Consider the following 19815-nt stretch of genomic DNA (forward strand, 5'->3'; position numbering starts at 1 on the left):
TAAAGACTGTATCTCTACAGTCTTTATATAAATATGAGTAAGAGTTTTCGGTGATTTACAACTCTAATAACGCATTAGTTTTAGTAACGCCTTCAGCACTAGCTTTCATATGTGCCTTTTCAGCATCACTTAAAGGAACATCAACAATTTTTTCAATACCGTTTCTTCCTAAAATTACTGGAACACCTATACAGATATCATTTAATCCGTACTCACCTTCTAAATAAGTTGAGCAAGGGAACATTTTCTTTTGGTCGCATGCAATCGCTTGCACTAAACCACTTACTGCTGCCCCTGGTGCATACCACGCTGAAGTTCCTAATAATTTGGTTAATGTTGCACCTCCTACTTTGGTATCAGCAGCCACTTGCTCCAATCTTTCTTCTGATAAAAATTCTGAAACCTTTATACTGTTTCTTGTTGCATGACTTGTTAATGGCACCATACCAGTATCACTATGCCCACCAATTACCATACCGTCAATATCGCTAATAGGTGCTTCCATAGCTTCTGCCAATCTGTACTTAAAACGCGCAGAATCTAATGCTCCACCCATACCAATGATTCTATTTTTTGGTAAATCCGTGGTTTTGTGAACCAAATAGGTCATAGTATCCATTGGGTTACTTACTACGATGATAATGGTATTTGGCGAATGCTCAATCAAGCTTGCAGATACAGTTTTTACAATACCAGCATTAATTCCTATTAATTCTTCTCTTGTCATTCCTGGTTTACGAGGAATACCTGATGTTATCACACAAATACCGCTTCCAGCTGTTTTAGAGTAATCGTTTGTTGCTCCAGTAATTTTTGTATCAAACCCGTTTAAAGATGCACATTGCATTAAATCCATAGCTTTACCTTCGGCATAACCTTCCTTAATATCCAACAATACAACTTCAGATGCAAAATCCTTAATGGCAATATATTCGGCACAACTTGCGCCTACTGCCCCTGCTCCAACTACAGTAACTTTCATAATTTTATGTTTACGTTGTTTTTATTTTAATTTTTAAAACCACAAATATAAAACTGGTAATAGCTTCATTTCCTGATTTTAATCATACAAAATTACTTAAATTAAAAACGATTACCAATTGAAAACACAAAAGAAAAAAGTGTAACAAATTAATGTTACACTTTTAACTAAATTAAATAAAAACTAACTAAAAAACTAAAATAATTATTACGAAAACTATTTAAAAATTTATCTAAATCCGAAGTTTAAGCCTACGGAAAAGGCATTAAATTCAGATAAATGATATTCTGCATTAAGTCTAAAAAAACCTAATTTCAATTTTGTTCCTATTGTTCCTCTTACAGCTGAAACCTCACTCGACACCGAAAATGGGTCAACAATAGGCTCTGCCGATATCAATCCGTTTGTAACGATGTATGTTCCTAGTAAATCAGACTCTGACTTTCCTTTGATATATCCTAAACCACCATAGAAATTAATTACTGGAAGTTTTGTAGACGCTACCAATGACAGCAACCATGTATTGGTTTTGTTTTCTATGCGCTGATCATCACCATCAATCCCTGAAGAATCTGTTAAATCGTACTTACCATCCAAATGTGTGTAAGCCACTACTCCTGAAATGGCAATTGGCCATAACTTATCAGCAGGTAGCCAATCGGTAAATTCTATTTGAAGTCCTGCACCATACATACTTAATGAAACTTCATCCGTCTCAACAGTTGGCACAAATCGCGCTTTTAATTCTATTCCATTACTTAAACCTAAAGCCCCTTGAATAAAGGCAGTAGGCAGTAAGTTACCAGTACCATCTCCAATACCATCTGGTAATTCTAATGTTTCAGTTTGGTTCCCAAAAATGGGATCTTCGTACTGAATATCAACAAATACTGTAGGATCATTTTCCCCAAGTACGCTAGCCACCATCTGAGGGTTTCCACCTTGCGTAAATGTGATGTTATTATAATCGGAAGTGTTCATGTTGAACATTTTCTGATCATCTCCATATTGTGCTGCATTAGCTATAATAGAAATTTCAAAACCACCAAGAGGCTTAGCCTTTCCAGAATTAAACCAATTAGCATTCATACTATGCATTAAACCATTGGTTCCAGGGGCTAAATAATCATTAGCGAATCGTTCAGCGTCCTCAATACCAGCAGCTAAAAGTGCATCTAAATCATTCTGAGCTTTAGAAAGTGTAACTGAAAGTGTTAAAATAATAAATAAGGTTAACTTTTTCATTATGATTCTTAGATTTGGTTTTACAAATGTATAAAAAAAATCACACGAAACAACATTTTATCGAAAAAAAACGTATTTCATCGGTATATTAAACCAAAAAATAACCCCAATTCTTTCGAATCAGGGTTACATTAGTACGTTATTTAGTGCTTATTTATGCATCAATATTTGCATAAATAGCGTTTTTCTCAATAAAATCTCTACGAGGTGGTACTTCATCACCCATTAACATAGAGAAAATTCTATCTGCCTCAGTACCATTATCTATTTGTACTTGACGCATGGTTCTAAACTCTGGATTCATTGTAGTATCCCAAAGTTGTTCAGCATTCATCTCCCCCAGACCTTTATAACGTTGGATTTTTGAACCATCACCAAATTCTTCAATGATTTTATCTCGTTCGTCATCAGACCAAGCATATTGTTTTTTAGCACCACGTTTCACTAGGTATAATGGCGGTGTAGCTATATAAATATGACCGTTTTCAATTAACTCCTTCATATATCTAAAGAAGAACGTTAAAATTAAAGTAGCAATGTGGCTACCATCAATATCGGCATCACACATAATCACTACTTTATGGTATCTTAATTTAGATAAGTTTAAAGCTTTACTATCCTCTTCCGTTCCAATAGTAACACCAAGTGCAGTAAATATGTTTTTAATCTCTTCGTTTTCAAAAACCTTATGCGTCATTGCTTTTTCAACATTCAAAATCTTACCTCTTAATGGCAAAATGGCTTGAAATGCTCTATCACGACCTTGTTTTGCAGTTCCACCTGCCGAATCTCCCTCAACAAGAAATACTTCACATTTTGCAGGATCTTGCTCAGAACAATCAGATAATTTCCCAGGTAAACCTCCAATACTCATTACTGTTTTACGCTGTACCATTTCACGCGCCTTTTGGGCTGCATGACGCGCTTGCGCCGCTAAAATTACTTTTTGTACAATGGTTTTAGCATCATCAGGATTTTCCTCTAAATAATCCGTTAACATTTCAGAAACTGCTTGACTTACAGATGCAGAAACCTCTCTATTTCCTAATTTCGTTTTCGTTTGTCCTTCAAACTGAGGTTCTTGCACTTTTACGGAAACAATAGCCGTTAATCCCTCTCGGAAATCATCACCAGCAATATCAAACTTCAATTTATCTAACATACCAGATTCATCCGCATATTTTTTCAACGTATGCGTCAACCCTCTACGGAAACCAGATAAATGTGTTCCTCCTTCATGCGTATTAATATTATTCACATAAGAATGTAAATTCTCTGCATAAGATGTATTGTAAATCATAGCGACCTCAACAGGTACACCATTCTTTTCACCTTCAAAAGCAATTACATTTTTCATTAAAGGTTCACGTGTCGCATCCAAATACTGGATAAACTCAGACAATCCATTTTCAGAATGAAATGTTTCGCCCTCAAACTCACCATCTTCCTTAACCGCTCTCTTATCAACTAAATGTACCGTAATTCCTTTATTCAAATACGCTAACTCACGCAATCTACTCGCTAAAGTATCATAACTATACTCTAAAGTTTGTGTAAAAATAGTTGGGTCTGGTTTAAAAGTAACCGTAGTTCCTCTTTTATCAGTCGCACCCGTTTTTTTAACAGGATATAATGCTTTTCCGCGCTCATACTCTTGTTCCCAAATCTCTCCCTCTCTATAAACTGTAGCTTTTAAACTCTCAGATAAAGCATTAACACAACTTACACCAACACCGTGAAGTCCACCAGAAACCTTGTAAGAATCCTTATCAAACTTACCACCCGCACCAATTTTAGTCATTACAACCTCAAGTGCAGACACTCCTTCTTTCTTGTGTAAATCTACGGGAATACCACGACCATCATCTTCAGTAGTAATGGAGTTATCTTCATTTATGGTTACGGTAATGTTGTTACAATGCCCCGCTAAAGCTTCATCAATCGAGTTATCCACCACCTCATAAACCAAATGGTGCAAACCTCGTGTCCCCACATCTCCAATATACATTGACGGACGCATACGCACATGCTCCATACCTTCTAAGGCCTGAATACTATCAGCCGAATAATTATGCTTGTTAAATTCTTCTTTTGGCTCGCTCATATTAATATTTTCTATGTTTTTTATTTAATTGTATTTCACAAAAAAAGACGCCACATAGCATCCTTCTGAATACAAACAAATATACGAAATCAAGACGCGTTTATAAAGGTTTTATGATAGTTTATCCAATAATTATCAACAATTGTTAATTATCTAAAAGTGCCTTAAAACGTCTAAAAAGTGTCTTAAATTTGATTTTAGCTCATTTTAAACCTCTACCGAAAACACAATTTTTAAAAAATTACTCTAAGGCTATATTTCTGCTGTATTAAGTTTGAAGTTTTTGATGTTTTCACACTAAAAATATTTTTTTTGCCCCATCAAAGCTTAAGAAAAAAATATAATTCCCAAAACATGATGTATGTCACATTTTAGTATATAAGTTCAATATAATTTTGTCCTGAACTTTATAAGTAAATAATAATGACACTTAAAAAAGGCGTTTTACGAATATGGTTAATTTGTGTGGCTCTAACATTTCCCTTATTCATCTTTGGTCAAACTGAAACAAAACAAAAACCAAAAATTCATTGGAATATTAGATCTCAAATATGGATGAGATATTCAGACCTTAACGAAGGTTCTTTAATACAAGAAGAGCCAACATCAGGATTTTTTGATATATCTATTCGCAGATTACGGATTCCCGTATACTCGCAGGTCACTCCAAAAATATTTGTATACAGTATTTTTGGCGGCAATAATTTTAATTTTAAAACCAAAGAAATATCACTTCAAGTCTTGGATCTTTACGCTGAATATACATTTGCCAAGTATTTTGAAGTTGGTATGGGTAAATCTGGTTGGCAAGGGTTAAGCCGATGGAATATACGCTCCAATAAAACCTTAATGGGTTTAGATTCTCCTCTATTCACCTTAAACTCCGTTGAAAAAAATGACGACATAGGACGATTATTTGGTGCTTGGATAAAAGGTCAAGCCGGTAAATTTGACTACAGATTGGCTTTTAACAGACCCTTTTTTGTCACCAATGTACCTGACGGCGAAGTTAATTTTGCCAATAACAAGCCAAGAGTAAAAACCTCAGGATATGTAAAATATCAGTTTTATGAGCACGAATCCAATAAATCTGCTTACCAAGTAGGTACTTACGAGCAAAATAAAAAGGTGTTTAATATAGGCGCCGGATTTCAGCACCAAAATAATGCCATGAGTGATGGCGATGCACGATTGCCGTCTACTACATTTTACGATATGACACATTTTGCGGCAGATTCATTTTTAAACATTCCACTTATTAACGGCGATGCTATTACTGCTTATCTAGGCTTTTACGATTATGATTTTGGTAAAGACTATATACGAAATGTTGGCGCAAATAACCCCACATCTGGAGGCGGCACAGACTTTAATGGTGCTGGTGTTGCTTTTCCTATGATTGGTACGGGTACTACTTGGTATGGGCAATTTGGTTATGCTTTTAAATCTACAAGTATTTTGAACTACGATACGGTTATCCAACCTAATATTGCCATACAACATTCCAATTGGGACCGTTTGAGTGATAAGATGACAGTTTATGACATAACCGTTAACTTTTTGATTAATGGTTCTCATAGCAATAAAATAAGTTTAGGCTATCAACATCGCCCTATTTTTGATGCCAACACCTTAACACAAAAAGATTATAAAGGCATGGGCGTATTACAATATCAAATTTCAATTAAATAAATGTAATACTGTTTGCGCTCTAAAGGAGTGTTGATCCTGAGCCAATATCCTTAGGATAAATAATAGCTCCGTTTTTAAAGTTTACACCAGTAGCTACATCGTTTTTTAAAAGCATGGCACCATCGGCATCTAAATAATCTAAAAGCGGGGCGATTTGCACTAGGTTTGAAATACCTATTGTAGATTCGGTCATACAACCTGCCATCACCTTTAGATGAAGTGCTCTTGCTTTTTCAATCATTTTTAAAGCTGGGGTGATACCGCCGCATTTCATAAGCTTAATGTTTATACCATGAAATGCGTTTGCACATGGATTTACATCTTCTAATCGCTGGCAACTTTCATCCGCTATTATGGGTAATTTGCTGTGTTGTTTTGCATAAGCCATATCCTCAAGAGCATCGGCTTTCAAGGGTTGTTCGATAAATTCAACGCCCAAATCTTGTAAAACTTCGGATTTCTCAATAGTTTCGGTTACACCCCAAGCACAATTGGCGTCAATCCGAAAGGTAGATTTAGTAACTTCTCTTAGCGCCTTTATAATCTCCAAATCATTATCAACCCCTAGTTTTATTTTGTAAATGGGCCATGGATTTTCCTGGATTTTTGATACCATCACAGGAATATCATCTATCCCAATGGTGTAATTCGTAAGCGGTAATTTTGATGTTGTTTCACTCCAAAAACTTCTGAGTGTCTTCTTTTTTAATCGGGCGTAAAAATCCCAGTATGCGCAATCAATTGCAGATAAGGCAAAATAATTGTTGCGAAGTTTTGGCTCTATTAATTCCCACAGTTTTTTAGGGTGTATACCAATGTTGTCTTGTAAAATAGCGATAACGTTCTCAACTGAACTTTTTAAATCCTCTATCGTACTTCCATAATAAGGGTTTACAGTAGCTTCTCCATAGCCTGAAACCTCACCGTTTGTAATGGATACTATCAATGTGTCTTGCTCATAAACCGTATACCTAGAAATACTAAATGGGTATTGCAATATTAATTTATGATGGGTTGTTGATAGGGAAATTTTCATCATTAAGTCTGAAAAACAAGCGAAACGTATACGTTGCATCGTTTCACATATTAAAATACACTTTCAATATTACTATAATTCTTTAGTTTTTCTATGTAAATTGACAATAAAATTGCTAATATTTTGAATATTCCAAAGCAATAAAAATATACTACCAACTTTAGAGCGCTAAACCCATATTCTACATAAAAACTTTTGTAATTTTACCTGCTAAAATTTTTAACAAAAAGACATGAGTAAAATTATGACAGTCGACGTTTTGTCGAGTATTAAAGGGGCGCAGCCATCAGAGACTGTAAATAAATTGTTTGAGGTAATTAAAAATGCAAATACGTCAAATAATAATACCTTTAATAATAATCATAATAATGCTGTGTCTTTAGATAATTTGAGAGACGATGTGGTTGTAGACAGTTCTGCAACAGAAAAGCAAATTATCATTGAAAACTTCCCAAAGGAAAAAAATGGCTATTTGGTAGTTTCTAAAGTAATTGAAGCATAAGTTATGGACTCTCAAATACGCAAAATCCATCAGCAATTGGTGGACAAGGAAATATCTTGTACGCAATTGGTACAAGAAAAGCTAGAAGCTTTAAAAAAGAACACCCATAATACAGTTAATGCTTTATTAGATCCAATGGCGTTAGACTTAGCCGCTAAAGTTGATGCTAAAATTGCTAATGGTGCATCCATAGGTTTGCTTGAAGGTATTCCTTTTGGTATTAAGGATGTATACATGGTGCAAGGCACATACACTACCGCAAGTTCTAACTTATTAAAAAACTACAAATCTGCCTACACAGCAACGGCCATCCAAAAATTGCTAGATGCTGGCGCTATCCCATTGGTCAAGGAAAACTGTGATAGTTTTGGTCATGGTTCGTCCAGTGAAAACACCATTTTTGGAGCGGTAAAAAATGCTATCAATCCTGAGTTGGTTGGTGGTGGTTCTAGTGGTGGATCAGCAGTAAATGTAGCCAAGGGTTACACCGTGTTTTCTATCGGTGGAGATACAGGCGGTTCTATTCGTCAGCCAGCTGGTTATAACGGCGTTTATGGTTTAAAACCCACCTACGGGCGTATTTCAAGATTCGGTTTAATGGCTTATGCATCATCTACAGATTGTGTAGGGCCTATTGCTACATCTATCGAAGATATTCGTATTGTTTTAAATGCAATGAGCGGACAGGACATTAAGGACCAAACCTCTTATGCCTCTGAAAGCATATCTGAAAAGCGTCTTTCGCATTCAGAAGACATCAAAACCGTAGGGTATTTCAAAAACTTTGTTGAAAGTGAAGCTATTGATGCAGAAATAAAAGCAGATTTTCTATTAGCAATTGAAACTATTAAAGCGAAAGGCATAAAAGTAAAAGCTCTTGATTTTTTTGAATCGAACACTTTAGTTTCAACTTACTACACATTGGCAATGGCTGAAACTGCCTCTAACCTATCACGATTAGACGGCACTAACTATGGCAATCGTATTGAAGCCGATGATCTTAAAGAAACTTATGCGGTAACCCGCTCTGAAAACTTTTCAGCAGAAACAAAGCGAAGAATTGTTGGTGGAAACCAAGTACTGTCTCAAGGATTTGCCGATGAAATATATTTAAAAGGGCTTAACCTGAGAGATCAAATTATGGCCAACTTTGAAGAAGATTTTAATGAAGTTGATATTATAATCTCTCCCGTTACACCAAGCACGCCTCCAAAAATTGGAGAAAGCTTGAAAAACCCATTGGCCATGTATTTATCTGACGCTTACACCGTTGGTTTTAGCTTGGGAGAATTACCCACACTTACCGTACCACAAGGTACGGCAACTGGCTTACAAATTACGGCCGCTAAAAATAATGACGAACTCGTTTTGAAGTTTGCTAACTTCTTAAAAGATATGATATAATGGAACTGGAGGAACTAAACGAGCAACTTAAAAAACACGAACTGGAGTTAGTTATCGGGTTGGAAACCCACGTGAGATTAAATACCAAAACAAAATTATTTTGTTCTTGTGCCAACGCTGGTGAAATTGATACACCAAACCACAATATTTGTTCAGTCTGTACGGGGCAAATGGGCGTTTTGCCCGCTATAAATAAAGAAGCTATTACTAAAGCTATTTATTTTGGAAAAGCGGTAAAATCTACATTTGAAAATGAAATCATTTCTTGGGACAGGAAACACTACGAGTATCCTGACAACCCTAAGAACATTCAGATTACACAGTTTCATAATCCTATTATTCCTGACGGACAAGTGTCATGTTTTAGAAATGACGGATCACAGTTTACGGTAAACTTAACTCAAGTGCATATTGAAGAAGATGCCGCCAAAATGATTCATGAAAAACATGTTTCGCTAGTAGATTTTAATAAAGCTGGCGTGCCGCTGATTGAGATAGTTACCGAACCTTGTATTCGCCATATTGAGGACGCCTCCATTTATGCGCAGTACATTCAGCGTATTGCTCAAAACCTTGGAATTTCAGACGCTAACCTTGAAAAGGGAGAGTTTAAATCCGACGTCTCTGTATCATTAAGAAAGAAACGCGATTACAACCTAAATCCGCGTACCGAGATTAAAAATTTGAACTCCTTTAAGTTTATGGTAGAGGCTCTAAAAGAAGAAGTTGAAAAGCAACTGGACTATTATTTGGAGCACAAAGAGTTTAGACCAGACCAAACTACCGTTTTGTTTGATGCTGATTTGAAACAGACCAAAACCATGCGTAAAAAGGAGTTTGAGGCAGATTACCGCTTTATCTCAGAACCAGACCTACCATTTGTTAAAATAAAAGATGTTGTAGAACGCATTGATGTTGATATAAGCGCACTTCCTTTTGCCGTAGAATCTATATTAATAAAAGGCGGTGTATTACCGCAAGATGCAAAATTCTTCACTGCAGACCCGTTACGTTCCAAAACGTTTATGGCGATTAACGATGTATTAAAAGACCCATCTTTTGTAGCAAAAACATTGGTAAATAACATTGATGCCGAGGCCTATGGAGACATTCATAGCATTGAACATCTTATTGAAATTTTCCAATTGTTCAAAGAAGAAAAAATTACATCGGTATTGGTTCAAAATGCCATCACCTCGTATTTGAAAGATAGAACTTTTGATTACAATCAATATTTTGAGCAGAATACAATTTCGCAATCTCAGATAGATGATGCTATAGCAAAAGTTATTTCTGAGAATGAAGCTATAGCTAACGATATAAAAGCTGGAAATGAAGGAAAAGCCGGTATTTTAGTTGGAAAAGTTATCGGTATTATTGGAAAAGGCGCTTCAGGAAAAGTGATTCGCCAACGCATTTTGGATGAAGTTGCGGTAAGTAATGAAGGGCTTCAAAACGAAGGAAGAAGTGGCTCAGGAACCAATGAAGGTGTAAAGTCTAACGGACAAAAGCAGACTTCAGCTGATGAAGAAACGCTTCCTGAAATTCCTATTGTTATTAAAGAGCAATATAGAACTCATAAAGCATCAGATTTAAGTGAAACCTCCATTTCAGAGCAAGTTACTTTAGCGGGTTGGGTATCTAGCGTTAGGGATCATGGCGAATTGATATTTATTGATTTACGTGATTCCAGCCATGAAATTTTCCAAGTCCGCCTAAGCAGGGAATCTTTTCCAAATCTGGATGAATTGGTTAAACTAAAGCCTGAATCTGTTATAACGGTTACTGGAGAAATAGTACAGCGAAAAGCTGATGATTACAATTCTGCGCTTAGAACTGGTACAATTGAATTGGAAACTTCTGAATTAGATATTCTGAATTTATCTAAAACCTTGCCTTTTGAAATTAAACGCGCTCATAAATCCAACGAAACAGTTCGTTTTCAATATAAATATTTAGATCATAGAAATGATGCGGTAAGAAAGGCTATAGTGAATCGCCATAGGGTAATTAAGTTAATGCGGGACATTCTTGATGCCCAGGAATTCCTTGAAGTTGAAACTCCAATTTTAACAGCTGGAACCGATGAAGGCGCGCGCGAATTTATCGTACCTACTCGAAAAAAAGCAGGGGCTTTCTATACATTACCACAAGCGCCCCAGCAGTTTAAGCAAATTTTGATGGTAAGTGGTTACGAAAAGTATTTTCAAATTGCACGTTGCTTTAGAGACGAGGATTCTCGTGGTGATAGACAACCAGAATTTACCCAACTAGATATTGAAATGGCTTATGCCAGCATGCAGGATATTATTGATTTAAACACCAAGATGTTTAATGAGATAGTCACCAAAATTTATGGTAAAAAATGGATCTTGCATCCGTTTGAAGTGTTGACCTATAAAGAAGCTATGGACAGTTATGGTTGTGACAGGCCAGATTTACGTTTCGGTTTGCAACTGCAAGATATAACTAATATTGTTAAAGAAACATCGTTCCAAGTATTTAGCAAACCTATCGATGAAGGTGGTATTGTAAAATGCATTAAAGTTTCGGCTGAAGAACAAGGTAAAAAGCGCTTATCTAAAGGTCAGATTGAGAAATTAACTGCGATTGCCCAAGATAACGGATTGGGAGGTTTGGCTTATATTATAGTTAACACATCTGATTTACAATCCCCTATAATTAAATTTTTAGGTGAAGACATCGCTGAGGGCATTATTCAAACAACCAATGCACAAGTAGGTGATATTGTATTCTTCTCTGCTGCAGATTATGCTACCGCAAATAAAGCTTTGGACGCTGTACGCCAAGAGTTAGGTAAAATGCTGAAATTGATTAACCCAAAAGAATTAAGACCAGCATGGGTAGTAGATTTCCCTATGTTTGAAAAAACCGAGGAGGGCAACTGGACGTTTACACATAACCCATTCTCAATGCCAGCAGTGTATGATATTGAAAAGCATATCAATGGAAAAGAGGAAGAGATTGGAAGTATCATAGCCCAACAGTACGATTTAATTTTGAATGGCTACGAAATTGGTGGAGGCTCAGTTCGTGCGCACAAACCAGAAATTTTAGAGGCCACTTATAAAAATATGGGGTACAATAAGGACGAAATGATGAAAAGCGTTGGCACAATGTACAATGCGTTTCATTATGGCGCGCCTCCACATGGCGGTATTGCTTGGGGTGTTGACCGACTAATGATGATTTTAGAGAAAAAAGCATCCATTAGAGAAGTAATGGCCTTTCCTAAAACAGGAACCAGTGAAGATTTATTGTTTGGGTCTCCTTCCCCACTTTCAAACAAAAAGGTTGAGGAGATGAATGTTAAGGTGATTAAGAAATAGATAAACTTTCAAAATAAACATTAAAAGCTTCAGAGTATTCTGAAGCTTTTATTTTTTCATCATATATTGTAAAATAAATACATAAAATAATAATTGAATATCTTTCCATATAACTTTCTAAAAAATCAAAATCAAGGTGACAGAAAAAATAATACGCATTTCAAAAACTGAAATGCAGCATGAACTTCAAAAGCTGCTTACTAAATATGGATTCACAGACGAGTACGCTCTGCTAATTGCAAAAACGCATACGGAAAGCACCTTATTTGGAGTGAATTCTCATGGTATCAATCGTATTCCACTTTTTATAGAATATATTAAAAAAGGCATTATCAATATAAATGCCAAGGCAGAAAAGGTAGAAACTTTTGGGAGCATAGAACGGTGGAATGGCAATTTTGGCTCTGGTGTAATTAACGCTATAACATGTACAGATAGAGCCGTAGAACTTGCAAAAGCACACGGAATGGGTTTGGTAGCACTGCGCAACACCAATCATTGGATGAGAGGAGGTTCTTATGGACACCAAGCGGCAGAAGCTGGATGTATTTCAATATTGTTTACCAATACGCAACCAAATATGCCACCTTGGGGAGGCAAAGACAGTCGCATAGGTAACAACCCGTTCATTGTATCCATACCACGTGAGAATGGACATATTGTTTTAGATATGGCAATATCTCAGTTTTCTTTTGGAAAAATAAATGATTACAAATTGAAAGGCGAAAAACTGCCTTTTTTTGGTGGTTGGGACGATAACGATGAGCTATCAAAAGATCCCGAGAAAATCTCCTTAAAAGAGCGAGGGTTACCTATAGGATTTTGGAAAGGCTCTGCACTTTCTATAATTTTAGATATGCTTGCAACTTTGTTATCTGCAGGGAATTCTACATACAGAATTAGCCAAAATGAGATTGAAACGGGCATTTCGCAAGTATATTTATGTATTTATCCTGAAGTTTTTAACGATAAAGCACTACAAGAAAAGCTATTGAATGAAATTATCGATTACACCCATAATGTTGAGCCTATACATGCTGAAGACAAAACCTATTATCCTGGAGAAAGAAGTGAACAAAGAAAAGCAGAAAACTTAAAAAACGGCATTAAAGTTAATAAAGGCGTTTGGGATAAAATTATGTCGCTTTAACAATGAAGATGCTGATTATTTTATTTGTTTTTGTGTTTACAACTGCAGGATTTGGGCAAGAACAATTTGTTTTCAATGAAGACGGATTAAATCCAAAACATACAATTTCTAAAGTTGATGGGCTTTCTAAAACGCAATTATATGAAAAGGCGCTTAAATGGATAAAAGCAACTTATAAAAATCCTGAAACTGAAATCGATAAGCAAATTATCCGCTTAACAAGTATTAAAGAAAATGCAATACAAGTGGATAAACGCTATTTCCATTTGAAGTATGCCGTGAAAATTACTTTTAAAGAAGGACAATATTCCTTTAAACCAATAGAAATACATACCAAAGCTAATAGCAAATACGATATGGGTTGGCAAGAGATTGATCTTGAAAATGGTTTAGATTTTTTCAAAAAAGGGAAACCTATTAAAAAAACAAAATCTTATGTGAGGGTGATTCCCGAGGTTTTAAATGAGCTCCATAGCAGTTTGTACAATTATTTGATTTCAAGACAATGAGATGCCTAAAAGCATTATTTTTAATTTTACTATGTTTTATCTTATTTGGTTGTCCTGCATCTCACTTTTACAATTATGAGTTCATTGATCCTAATGCCCCGAAAGAAAAATTTGAGTTCACATGTATAGAATTAGATCAAAGAAATAATTTATTAATAAATACTGGGTATTTCTATGAATATTCAGGGAATAGAGAAAATGGTTTAAGCACTGTTATAAAAACAAACAAGAGTGTGAATCCAAATACTCTGATAAACAAAGTAAAGTCCTCTAAATTTGGATCTTTAAAAAAGATGGATTCTATATTTACTTATGATGACGAAAACATTATTGTTTATAGATTGATTTTTGAAAAACGAAGGGAAAGACAAACTGTGAGAAATATTAAAAATGATACTATTTCAATAGAGTTAAAAAATAGCAAAAAGCTATTGTTTGTAAGAAAAGAATAAACTCGAAGATTTAATCTTTACTTCCCATATCCTCAGACATATAATACAACCGCTTTAAACTTCGTTTTAAAGTTGTAAATCTGTACAAACCAATTATAAAAAAAAGCGCGCTAAACACTAAAGAAGCTAGTGCCAAATATTTAAAATTAGGAAATTCCTTCAATTGAAAAAAAGCAATACTCCCTATCAATAAGTACAATGAAGACCTTATGTAAGACAACAAGGTTCTTTCATTAGCTAAACGTGTGCGCTCTATTGCTAAATAATCTCTTAGGATTACTTTTTCATCTGGTTTAAATTCTCTGGTAAATTTCAAAACCTTTTGATTTTATTTGATTTATATTCAAATGTACTATAAAATATATGGATTTTACTTTCGTTCTGTATTGTAAATAAAATTGAACTTAGCAGGTATTCTATAAACAGTATAGGTAAGGTGTTGGCAAGTATACCCCGTGTTAGGCACGTCTGCCGGCAGGTAGGCAATCCACTTGCTCTGAGCTTGTCGAAGTGTTGTGGGTAACCTGCCCGCGATACCGCAGGTAGGTAGGCACCCAAATTATTACATTTGAATGTAAACTTTAACAAAGCTTAACGACTTTTATCAAAACTTTAAGCGAATTCTGCCTTAAATTTGAAAAATCAAAATTTTAAAAATTCATTATGAAAAAAATCAAAATCCTATCAGCACTTGCTTTTGTATTTATGATGCTCATAAGCTTAAACATTGAGGCTCAAAAATTCACAAAACTAGATAAAAGTCCGATGGATGCAGCGGCATTTCCAAGAGATTATAAGGTATCTGACAAACTTATTAAAATAGTATATAGCAGACCTCAATTAAAAGGTAGAGAAGTATCTAAACTAGCTCCTAATGGAAAAGTATGGCGTACTGGTGCTAATGAAGCAGCAGAATTGACATTATATACAGATATGAAATTGGGCACAACAGAAATAAAAGCTGGCACCTACACATTTTATGTTATCCCAGGAGAAACAGAGTGGACGGCTATTATAAACACCGATACTAATGTTTGGGGGTCTTATTTTTATGACGAATCGAAAGACGTAGGGCGTTTAGCAGTTCCAGTATCTACTAGTTACGATGAGCTTGAAGCATTCTCAATTACTTTTACAGAAGCGGAGAATGGTGTGCACATGCACTTAGGCTGGGGTAATAAAAGAATTGCTGTTCCTTTTACGAAGTAAATAGCTTAACTATATTGACAAAAAATGCCTTGATATCTCAAGGCATTTTTTTATGGTATATTTAAGTACTTATGGGTTTGCAATGACACTTTCCATTTTGGGTGCTTCATTACATAATCTACAATTTCAGGAACAACCTTATCGCGTTTACTCCATTCAGGCTGTAAATACAAAATACAATCCTTGTTTACTTTAGCAGCTTGTTCTTCTGCAAAACGAAAATCGTCTTTATTATAAACAATTACTTTTAGCTCATCTGCCTTGTCATAAATCTCTTTTGTTGGTAATTTGATTTTCTTTGGAGACAAACAAATCCAATCCCAAGTACCTGTTAACTTATACGCCCCAGAAGTTTCAATATGTGTCTGTAGACCTTCAGCCTTAAGTTGAGCGGTTAATTCTGTCATATCCCACGTTAGGGGCTCTCCCCCAGTAACCACGATGGTATCACTATATTTCTTAGCGTTCTTAACAATGTGGCTGGTTTCTGTTGGTGGGTGCAAATCGGCATTCCAACTTTCTTTTACATCACACCAATGGCAACCTACATCACATCCACCAATGCGGATAAAATAAGCTGCAGTCCCTTTATGATAGCCCTCCCCTTGGATGGTATAGAACTCCTCCATCAATGGCAACATAAGACCTTTTTCTACTAATTCTTTTATTTCTTTATTCATGAGCGCGCAAAGATACAAATTCAAAATAGTTTTGTTTCAAATTGCATTTTATCGTGTTTTTTTGTTATTTCGTCGTGTTTTTATTATCTTTGTTAATCATCAAAAAAAGAAAAAGTCTCTCACAATGAATAAAATAGCCTACTTACTGTTGGTTCTTTTAATCAGCAGTATCAGTTGTTGTGCGCAAGTTGGTATAGGTACTACTAATCCTGACGATTCCTCTATTTTAGATATAGAATCCACCGATAAAGGGATACTCATACCTAGATTAACCACTGCACAGATTAATGCCATTGTAGATCCAGCAATGGGATTGATGGTATTTAATACAGACCTTAACGAGTTTCAGTTCAACAGTGGCTCGATAGCAACTCCTGATTGGAGTAAGATTTCCCACCCTTCATCCGTTAAATATAGTAATACAGATATTACAACAAACATAAATAATAATGGGGCTTATGCCAATATCCCGATTTTTGGTAATTTAGAATGGAACGACGACGACACGCTATATACCGTTGCAGGAAACTTACTAACCATAAATACTTCAGGGCGGTATCGAATTACTGTAAATATCTCATATACCGTGCCTGCTATTGCTGGAAACACAGATCAAAGAGTTTCGGTTGAGTCTCAAATAGCCATCAATGGTACTCCTACTGGTACTATAGGCAATACTGGGTATGTACGTCATGCAAACAATCAGCTAGAGGCGTCTTTACATATCACCGAAGTATTTAATATCACAGCTGGACAAACTATTAGTGTACAAACCATTAGAGGTGGAAACTCCGCTCCTGCGGTAATGCGAAGTGCTGGAACGTCCAATATTTACATTGAAAAAATTAAGTAAATATACTACTTCGCAGCAATTACATCAATCTCAATACTGGCATTTGCCGCTAAACCTGCAGCTGCAAACGTGGTTCTCGCCGGTTTTTTTGTAAAATATCTTGTGTACACTTCGTTAAACTGCTTAAACTCATTTATATCTTTCAAAATAACGGTGCATTTCACAACATTTTCGAGTTCCAATTTATGATGTTGAAGTACAGCTTGAATATTCTCAATAGCTTGTTTGGTTTCTGCTTTTATACCACCTTCCACCAACTTACCTGTTTTGTGGCTTTTACCAATTTGTCCTGCCAGAAATAAAAAATCATTTGTTTCAACAGCATCGCTAAAAGGTATATTCTGTCTTTTGGGTTCATGCGATTTATGAAACACAGTTTCAGTTTTTGGTGCATCACAAGCCATCAAAAAAACAGCAATACTTAAAATTGGGATAAATACGCTTTTCATCATAATAATCAATTTTCTAGTTGATTAAAATTACACTATTTTTATCAAAACTTTGATGATGAGCAGAACTGATGACTTTTCGAAAATTATAACAGAAAGCAATACATTTAAAGGAGATTCCATTACACTTGGTGCGGCAATGTTGGATGGTGAAACCGTTACGGGTGCACATGTAAAAATTCCTTTAAAAACCATGAATCGCCATGGTTTAATTGCTGGAGCCACAGGAACAGGTAAAACCAAATCTTTACAGGTACTAGCTGAAAACCTTAGCGAAAAGGGAATCCCCGTGCTTCTGATGGACATAAAAGGCGATTTAAGTGGATTAGCACAACCCAGTCCAGGTCACCCAAAAATTGATGAACGTCATGCAAAGATTGGACTACCATTTGAAGCAAAATCATTTCCTATTGAAGTTTTAACACTTTCTGAGCAGGACGGTGTAAGATTACGTGCCACAGTGAGTGAGTTTGGTCCTGTATTATTATCAAGGATTTTGGATTTGACTGAAACCCAATCTGGTATTGTTTCGGTCATCTTTAAATATTGTGATGATAATAAACTGCCTTTACTCGATTTAAAAGACTTTAAAAAAATATTACAATATGCCACTCAAGAAGGGAAAGCTGAATTTACAGAGGCGTATGGCCGTATTTCAACCGCTTCAACGGGCGCGATTCTTCGTAAAATTATAGAATTAGAACAACAAGGAGCCGATTTATTTTTTGGAGAAACGTCTTTTGATGTGGATGATTTATTGAGAGTGGATAACAACGGCCGTGGGTATATCAATATTATTAGGCTTACCGATATTCAAGATAGACCAAAGCTATTTTCAACATTTATGCTGAGCTTATTGGCAGAAATCTATTCCACATTTCCAGAACAAGGCGATAGCGGAAGACCAGAACTCGTGATGTTTATTGACGAGGCACATTTGATATTTAATGAAGCCTCGAAAGCGCTTTTAGATCAAATTGAGAGCATTGTAAAACTCATTAGGAGTAAAGGTGTGGGCTTATATTTTGTTACCCAGAACCCAACGGATGTCCCGGAAGAGGTTTTAGGACAATTAGGATTAAAAGTACAGCATGCCCTAAGAGCTTTTACCGCAAAAGACCGAAAAGCTATTAAGTTAACCGCCCAGAATTATCCAGATTCTGAGTATTATGACACCACAGAAGTGTTAACCTCTTTGGGTATTGGAGAGGCCTTAGTTTCAGCTTTGGATGAAAAAGGACGACCAACACCACTTGCAGCTACAATGATGCGTGCACCCATGAGCAGAATGGACGTTTTAACAAATACCGAATTGGCTGCGTTACTTTCCAAATCAAAATTGACTAAAAAGTACAATGAAACCATTGACCGGGAAAGTGCTTATGAATTATTGAACGAAAAGATAATAAAAGCTGAAGCCGAAGAAGCAAAAGAAAAAGCAAAAAAGGAAAAAGAAGCTCTTGAAAAGGCCAAAGCAAAAAAACGAAGTACCTCATCACGTCGCAAAAGTACACGAATGAATCCTGTAGTAAAAGTGCTCACCAGTGCTACATTTATTAGAAGCGTTTTTGGCATTCTTACCAAAGTAATGCGAAAGTAGTTTTATAATAAATTGCTCCAACTTAATTTTAATACCATGAATAGATTACTTAAATATTCAGTTTTCACGTTATTATGTTGCTTTATGGCTTGTAATAACCAACAAGACCCATTTGAAATTTCAAAGCAGCACGTTGGCTTATTGACCGATTCAACTCAGGTAAAAGATTTAAAACTGGTATTTCCAAACGACTCAATAGTAAAACGCATTGGCGGTGATGAATTTACCGGAAACAAAAATAATATTGAAATTTTGGATAGTACTGGAAAGCAATTACTCATCCTTGAGCCTTCAGAAGCTTTAGATTCTACTTCAGTATTTGAAACTGTTCAGATTATTGACGAACGTTTTAAAACCAGCAAAAACATTACAGTACTAAGTACTTTTAAGGACATTGCAGATAACTACAAAATTTCAAGGATTGATAATTTGATCAACTCTATCGTCATTACGGTAAAAAGCATCAATGCTAGTTTTACAATTGACAAAAAGGAACTGCCCTCAAATTTGCGGGTAGATATGGACTTAAAAATTGAAGTAGCCAATATTCCGGACAATGCAAAAATTAAATACTTTTTTATAAACTGGCACTGATAAT

18 protein-coding genes are annotated in these 19815 nt (G+C 35.6%); 11 read left to right on the forward strand and 7 right to left on the reverse strand.

Annotated features, from left to right (window positions below; translation table 11 throughout):
* Positions 1–55: 55 nt before the first annotated feature.
* The 3 genes from AC1B0Z_RS07125 to gyrB form a co-directional block, all read right to left on the reverse strand.
* A complete protein-coding gene (locus AC1B0Z_RS07125; RefSeq protein ID WP_483794928.1) occupies positions 56–982 on the reverse strand; it encodes a malate dehydrogenase in 927 nt (308 codons plus the stop codon).
* A gap of 228 nt (positions 983–1210) precedes the next feature.
* Entirely contained in the window at positions 1211–2227 is a 1017-nt protein-coding gene (locus AC1B0Z_RS07130; RefSeq protein WP_483794929.1) for a DUF6588 family protein, read from the reverse strand.
* A gap of 154 nt (positions 2228–2381) precedes the next feature.
* Positions 2382–4331 (reverse strand): DNA topoisomerase (ATP-hydrolyzing) subunit B, encoded by a 1950-nt coding sequence (gene gyrB / locus AC1B0Z_RS07135; RefSeq protein ID WP_483794930.1) that lies wholly within the window; start codon positions 4329–4331, stop codon positions 2382–2384.
* 555 nt (positions 4332–4886) lie between these two features.
* Here gyrB and AC1B0Z_RS07140 point away from each other — a divergent pair.
* Entirely contained in the window at positions 4887–6023 is a 1137-nt protein-coding gene (locus tag AC1B0Z_RS07140) for a porin (RefSeq protein WP_483794931.1), read from the forward strand.
* 19 nt (positions 6024–6042) lie between these two features.
* On the opposite strand, the gene AC1B0Z_RS07145 is transcribed toward AC1B0Z_RS07140, so the two are convergent.
* A complete protein-coding gene (locus AC1B0Z_RS07145; RefSeq protein ID WP_483794932.1) occupies positions 6043–7098 on the reverse strand; it encodes a dipeptide epimerase in 1056 nt (351 codons plus the stop codon).
* A gap of 193 nt (positions 7099–7291) precedes the next feature.
* Here AC1B0Z_RS07145 and AC1B0Z_RS07150 point away from each other — a divergent pair, with 193 nt between their 5' ends.
* The 6 genes from AC1B0Z_RS07150 (at position 7292) to AC1B0Z_RS07175 (ending at position 14426) form a co-directional block, all read left to right on the forward strand.
* Positions 7292–7561, forward strand: a complete 270-nt coding sequence (locus tag AC1B0Z_RS07150) for a hypothetical protein (protein WP_483794933.1) — start codon at positions 7292–7294, stop codon at positions 7559–7561.
* A gap of 3 nt (positions 7562–7564) precedes the next feature.
* Positions 7565–8965: an amidase family protein gene (locus tag AC1B0Z_RS07155; RefSeq protein WP_483794934.1), complete on the forward strand. Its 1401-nt coding sequence runs from the start codon at positions 7565–7567 to the stop codon at positions 8963–8965.
* Positions 8965–12315: a bifunctional amidotransferase subunit GatB/aspartate--tRNA ligase AspS gene (gene gatB/aspS, locus AC1B0Z_RS07160; protein WP_483794935.1), complete on the forward strand. Its 3351-nt coding sequence runs from the start codon at positions 8965–8967 to the stop codon at positions 12313–12315. The genes AC1B0Z_RS07155 and gatB/aspS overlap by 1 nt, the downstream gene beginning before the upstream one ends.
* 136 nt (positions 12316–12451) lie before the next feature.
* A complete protein-coding gene (gene yiaK / locus AC1B0Z_RS07165; protein ID WP_483794936.1) occupies positions 12452–13465 on the forward strand; it encodes a 3-dehydro-L-gulonate 2-dehydrogenase in 1014 nt (337 codons plus the stop codon).
* Between the two features lie 2 nt (positions 13466–13467).
* Complete coding sequence (locus AC1B0Z_RS07170; RefSeq protein WP_483794937.1) at positions 13468–13974, forward strand: DUF4468 domain-containing protein; 507 nt, start codon at positions 13468–13470, stop codon at positions 13972–13974.
* The gene (locus AC1B0Z_RS07175) at positions 13971–14426 is read left to right on the forward strand and encodes a hypothetical protein (protein ID WP_483794938.1); all 456 of its coding nucleotides are present in this window, start codon (positions 13971–13973) and stop codon (positions 14424–14426) included. The genes AC1B0Z_RS07170 and AC1B0Z_RS07175 overlap by 4 nt, the downstream gene beginning before the upstream one ends.
* 10 nt (positions 14427–14436) lie before the next feature.
* Here AC1B0Z_RS07175 and AC1B0Z_RS07180 read toward each other — a convergent pair whose 3' ends face one another.
* Positions 14437–14742, reverse strand: coding sequence for a DUF202 domain-containing protein (locus AC1B0Z_RS07180; protein WP_483794939.1), 306 nt, complete (start codon positions 14740–14742; stop codon positions 14437–14439).
* 347 nt (positions 14743–15089) lie between these two features.
* On the opposite strand from AC1B0Z_RS07180, the gene AC1B0Z_RS07185 reads away from it, so the two are divergent.
* Positions 15090–15635, forward strand: a complete 546-nt coding sequence (locus AC1B0Z_RS07185; RefSeq protein WP_483794940.1) for a DUF2911 domain-containing protein — start codon at positions 15090–15092, stop codon at positions 15633–15635.
* Positions 15636–15685: 50 nt separating this feature from the next.
* Here the strand turns inward: AC1B0Z_RS07185 and AC1B0Z_RS07190 are convergent, their stop codons facing one another.
* The gene (locus AC1B0Z_RS07190; protein ID WP_483794941.1) at positions 15686–16315 is read right to left on the reverse strand and encodes a 7-carboxy-7-deazaguanine synthase QueE; all 630 of its coding nucleotides are present in this window, start codon (positions 16313–16315) and stop codon (positions 15686–15688) included.
* A 124-nt stretch (positions 16316–16439) separates the two neighbouring features.
* Between AC1B0Z_RS07190 and AC1B0Z_RS07195 the strand changes: the two genes are divergently transcribed.
* A complete protein-coding gene (locus tag AC1B0Z_RS07195) occupies positions 16440–17168 on the forward strand; it encodes a hypothetical protein (protein WP_483794942.1) in 729 nt (242 codons plus the stop codon).
* 5 nt (positions 17169–17173) lie between these two features.
* Here the strand turns inward: AC1B0Z_RS07195 and AC1B0Z_RS07200 are convergent, their stop codons facing one another.
* A complete protein-coding gene (locus tag AC1B0Z_RS07200) occupies positions 17174–17620 on the reverse strand; it encodes a Rid family detoxifying hydrolase (RefSeq protein WP_483794943.1) in 447 nt (148 codons plus the stop codon).
* Positions 17621–17675: 55 nt separating this feature from the next.
* On the opposite strand from AC1B0Z_RS07200, the gene AC1B0Z_RS07205 reads away from it, so the two are divergent.
* The gene (locus tag AC1B0Z_RS07205; RefSeq protein ID WP_483794944.1) at positions 17676–19217 is read left to right on the forward strand and encodes a helicase HerA-like domain-containing protein; all 1542 of its coding nucleotides are present in this window, start codon (positions 17676–17678) and stop codon (positions 19215–19217) included.
* 36 nt (positions 19218–19253) lie between these two features.
* Positions 19254–19811 carry a hypothetical protein gene (locus AC1B0Z_RS07210; RefSeq protein WP_483794945.1) on the forward strand — a complete coding sequence of 186 codons (558 nt, stop codon included), beginning with the start codon at positions 19254–19256 and terminating at the stop codon, positions 19809–19811.
* Positions 19812–19815: the final 4 nt, after the last annotated feature.

The sequence above is a fragment of the Hyunsoonleella sp. J2K-J805 genome, from assembly GCF_057167125.1.